General features: G+C 45.6%; 1 protein-coding gene and 1 pseudogene. One reads left to right on the forward strand and one right to left on the reverse strand.

The window, feature by feature from the left end; all coding sequences use genetic code 11:
• Window positions 1-158: 158 nt before the first annotated feature.
• Window positions 159-4,395, reverse strand: a pseudogene (locus tag ACLTL4_RS10850) (acyl-CoA dehydratase activase-related protein).
• A 321-nt stretch (window positions 4,396-4,716) separates the two neighbouring features.
• Here ACLTL4_RS10850 and ACLTL4_RS10855 point away from each other — a divergent pair.
• Window positions 4,717-5,319 (forward strand): Na/Pi cotransporter family protein (locus ACLTL4_RS10855; RefSeq protein WP_412320531.1); only part of this gene is annotated, 603 nt, incomplete at its 3' end.

The raw sequence follows: 5,319 nt of genomic DNA on the forward strand, positions 1-5,319 counted from the left end.
TTACGAGGTCTGCGAAGCAGGAAGCCCATTGGCTTTAGACAATGGGTAGTTCACGTGACCAGACTTCATAGAGCGTATAAAGAGTATCAGAATACAAAAAAGCAGAGTACATGATTTTGTTATCATAGTGGCTCTGCTTTTTTATACTCTGCATTTTGTTATTTTTTCAGGTTTTTATTTGCTGTGGAGAGCATCAGTTTGATTCGGTTCAGCTGATTTACTTCACTGGCACCTGGATCGTAGTCGATGGCAACGATATTGGACATCGGATACTGATGACGCAGTTCTTTGATGACACCTTTGCCGACTACGTGGTTCGGCAGGCATCCAAATGGCTGTGTGCAGACGATGTTGTTGACACCGCTGTGGATCAGCTCTAACATCTCTCCGGTCAGGAACCAGCCTTCACCGGTCTGATTTCCGTTGGAAACGATCGGTTTTGCATAACCAGCCAGATCCTGGATATGTGCAGGTGGATCAAAATGTTTGCTTGCTGCAAAAGCTCTGGCAGCCGGTTTGCGGAAATATTCTAACAGAGCGATACCGGCATTTCCAATGGTTGCGGAAGATTTCTTCATGCCAAGATTTTCTGCTTTAAAGTTCGTGTTGTAGAAACAGTAGAGCAAAAAGTCGATCAGATCCGGCATCACCGCTTCAGCCCCCTCGGATTCCAGCAGATCTACCAGATGATTGTTGGCAGCCGGCAGGAATTTTACCAGAATTTCTCCTACAATGCCGACGCGAGGTTTTTTCTCATCTGTAATCGGCAGGTTATCGAAGTCACGGATAATATCACGGCACAGCTTTTTGAACTGTCCCATAGTCGGATGCTTGGAAGAGACAAAATCTTTGCAGACTTTTTCCCATTTTTCATGCATGGCATTTGCGGAACCTTTGACTTTTTCATAAGGACGCATACGGTAGAGACAACGCATGAAAATATCGCCGAAGATCGCACCGTACAGACCACGCATCACAAGACTGTAGCTGATTTTAAATCCCGGATTTTTCTCAAGACCGCTCAAATTGATGGAGATGACAGGAATCTGTTCCATGTCTGCCTTTTTCAGGGCACGGCGGATAAAGCCGATATAATTGCTGGCACGGCAGCCGCCGCCTGTCTGGGAAATCAGAACGGCAGTCTTATTTAAGTCATATTTACCGGACAACAAGCTGTCCATAATCTGGCCGACAACGATCAGAGAAGGATAGCAAGCATCGTTGTTGACATATTTCAGTCCCATATCCACAGCCTGACGGTCATCGTTCTGCATGACAACGAGGTTGTAACCGGCTGCACGGAATGCAGATTCCAGGATGTTAAAGTGGATCGGAGACATCTGCGGGCAGAGGATTGTGTAGTCTTTTCGCATTTCTTCGGTAAATACAACACGGTCGAAATTGGAAGCGACGATCTCACGTGGCAGATTCTGTTCTCTGCGGATACGTAGGGCAGCAATCAAGGAACGTACACGGATACGGGCAGCTCCTAAATTGTTTACTTCATCAATCTTCAGACAGGTATAGATCTTGCCGGAGTTTGAAAGGATATCGTTGACACAGTCTGTAGTAACGGCATCCAGTCCGCATCCGAAAGAGTTCAGCTGGATCAGGTCAAGATCATCTCTTGTCTTGACAAAGTTGGCTGCGGCATACAGACGGCTGTGGTACATCCACTGATCCATAACGATCAGAGGGCGTTCCGGCAGATTGCGGTTGGATACAGAATCTTCGGTCAGAACAGCCAGACCGTAAGAATTGATCAGTTCTGGGATGCCGTGGTTGATCTCAGAATCGATGTGGTACGGGCGGCCTGCAAGCACAATGCCGTGGCGGCCGTTTTCTTCCATCCATTTTAAAGTTTCTTCGCCTTTGTCGTACATCGCCTGCCTTGTGCGGGCAAGTTCCTGCCATCCAGTCTTTACAGCGGCACGGACTTCCTCTTTTGGAATGTCAGGGAAAGCTTTGATCATCTGTTTGCAGATGGTATCTTCACTGGCAAAAGAGAGGAACGGATTTTCAAAACGGATCGAGCCGTCTTTTAACTCATCAATATTATTTTTGATATTTTCCGCATAGGATGTTACGATCGGACAGTTGTAATGGTTGTTAGAGTCCGGGAATTCATTTCGCTCATATGGAATACACGGGTAGAAAATGAAAGGAACTCCCTGTTTGATCAGCCAGGTTACATGTCCGTGGGCAAGCTTTGCCGGGTAGCATTCGGATTCGCTTGGGATGGACTCGATGCCAAGCTCATATATCTTTCTGGTGGATGGCGGAGAAAGTACCACGCGATATTTCAGAGCCGTGAAAAATTCAAACCAGAATGGATAATTTTCGTACATATTGAGGACACGCGGGATGCCGACGGTACCTCTTACTGCTTCATCTGCCTCCAGTGGTTTGCGGTCAAACAGAAGCTTGTTCTTATATTCGAACAGGTTCGGGATTTTCTCTTTATTTCGCTCTTTTCCGATACCACGCTCACAGCGGTTTCCGGTCACAAACTGACGGCCCCCGGTAAAACGGTTGATGGTCAGGCGGCACTGGTTGGTACAGCCTTTGCATTTTGCCATGGTGGTCGTGAACTGCAGATGATTGATCTTGTCGATGGAGAGCATGGTGGTCCTACACGTCCTGATAACGCTCACGGGCGATCAGTGCAGCACCGAAAGCACCCATGATACCGGCGATATCCGGGCGGATTGCTTCACATCCGGCAATCTTTTCGAAACTGCGAAGAACGGCATCGTTGTAGAACGTACCGCCCTGCACAACGATGTGTTTGCCAAGCTCAGAAGCATCGGAAACTTTGATTACTTTATAAAGAGCATTTTTGATAACCGAATAAGCAAGCCCGGCAGAAATATCAGCGACTTCTGCCCCTTCTTTCTGAGCCTGTTTTACCTTTGAGTTCATAAATACGGTGCAACGGGTACCAAGGTCGATCGGGTTCTTGGCAAAAAGAGCGGCTTTTGCAAAATCCTGTACACTGTAATTCAGAGATTTGGCAAACGTTTCGATAAAAGAACCGCATCCGGAAGAACATGCTTCGTTCAGCTGTACACTGTCAACGGTCTGATTTTTGATCTTGATACATTTCATATCCTGACCACCGATATCCAGGATGCAGTCTACATCCGGATCAAAGAATGCAGCGGCATAATAATGAGATACCGTTTCTACTTCGCCCTCGTCGAGCAGGAGAGCGGCTTTGATCAGTGCCTCGCCGTAACCGGTTGAACAGGAACGAACGATCTTGGCAGTGTCAGGCAGCTTTTTGTAAATATCCTGGATTGCACGAATCGTAGTCTTTAACGGGCTGCCGTTGTTGTTACTGTAGAAAGAATAAAGCAGAGCACCGTCTTCTCCGACCAGAGCAGCTTTTGTCGTGGTAGATCCGGCATCAATACCAAGATAGCAGTTTCCTTCGTACGTTTCCAGATCGCCGGTCATAACGTTATACTGACTCTGACGTTCCGAAAATTCCTCATATTCTTCTTTGGAAGCAAACAAAGGATCCATACGGGCAACCTCAAATTCCATGTGGATGGTGCCGGAAAGTTTCTGGATCAGTGCAGAAAGGGATGTTATAACATCCTCCTTATAATTAAGGGCTGAACCGATTGCAGCAAACAGGTGAGAATTTTCCGGTGTGATCGCATGTTCGTCATCCAGCTTCAGGGTGCGGATGAAAGCAGCTTTCAGCTCTGTTAAAAAATGAAGCGGTCCGCCTAAAAATGCCACATGTCCGCGAATCGGTTTTCCGCAGGCAAGACCGCTGATCGTCTGGTTTACAACGGCCTGGAAAATAGAAGCCGACAGGTCTTCTTTCGTAGCCCCTTCGTTGATCAGAGGCTGAATATCTGTCTTTGCAAATACACCGCAGCGGGCGGCGATTGGATACAGAGCTTTATAATTTTTTGCATAGTCATTCAGCCCAGAAGCGTCGGTCTGCAGAAGCGAAGCCATCTGATCGATAAAGGATCCGGTTCCGCCGGCACAGATACCATTCATACGCTGCTCTACATTTCCACCTTCAAAATAAATAATTTTTGCATCTTCACCGCCAAGCTCGATCGCTACATCTGTCTGCGGAGCATAGTCCTGAAGAGCAGTAGAAACAGCAATAACTTCCTGAACAAAAGGAATACCAAGATGCTTGGCAAGGGTAAGACCGCCGGAGCCGGTGATCATCGGCGAGAGCGAAAGTTCACCGAGGCTGTCATATGCTTTTTTCAGAAGTGCAGAGAGCGTCTCCTGGATATTGGCATAATGGCGTTCATAATCAGAGAAAAGAAGTTCGTTTTTCTCATTCAAAATAGCAACCTTAACGGTTGTGGAACCGATATCGATTCCTAAAGTATGAAGTTTTGTCTGATTCGTATTCATATTCATAAATTTAAAATCCTTATGTAATGATGTTTGATCCGGGATCCGGACAGAAAACAGCCGTTTTCTGATCCACCTATTATAATAGGAAAAGATACCCGAAAAAAGATACAAAGTTCATTATACGACAAATTTTTTGAAATATCAAACGTTTTGATGATGTTTCGCATTTTTTTAGAAACAAAAAATAAAGGTTTCCTTAAGCAAAAATATTGTAATTCATCGCATAATGTGGCATAATGGAAAAGTAAATGCTTAAAAATCAAAATAGGAAAACGAATACGAGGACAAGGAAAAGAAAAAGATACAGAGGAGAAAACTATGCAGATATTTTCAATGATTTTATCACTTCTATGTGGAGTAGCACTGTTTTTATTCGGAATGTCACTGATGGGCGACGGACTCAAGATGGTCGCCGGAAATAAACTGGAAGCATTTTTATATCGAATGACGAACACGCCGATCAAGGGTGTGGCACTTGGTACGGCAGTTACCAGTGTGATCCAGTCATCTTCGGCAACGACAGTTATGGTGATCGGTTTTGTAAACTCCGGTATGATGAAGCTGAAACAGGCGATCGGTATCATCATGGGAGCCAATATTGGTACCAGTATCACAGGATGGATCTTGTGTCTGTCCTATATTCAGGGTTCCGGCGGGATCGCAAGTATTTTTTCAACAGCGACGATATCTGCCGTTGTAGCAGTGGTCGGTATTATTTTCCGCATGTTTGGGAAACGCTCTGTACATAAAAATATGGGCAATATCATGCTGGGTTTTGCTGTTTTGATGACAGGTATGCAGATGATGAGCGGGGCTGTTTCTCCGCTTCGTGAAAACCAGATGTTTATCAATATGCTCACAATGTTTTCCAATCCGCTTGCCGGTATCCTGGTCGGTATTTTATTTACCGCAGTGCTGCAG

Origin of the sequence: Hominisplanchenecus sp. (assembly GCF_046967715.1) — a bacterium.
Taxonomy (GTDB): Bacteria; Bacillota; Clostridia; order Lachnospirales; family Lachnospiraceae; genus Hominisplanchenecus; species Hominisplanchenecus faecis.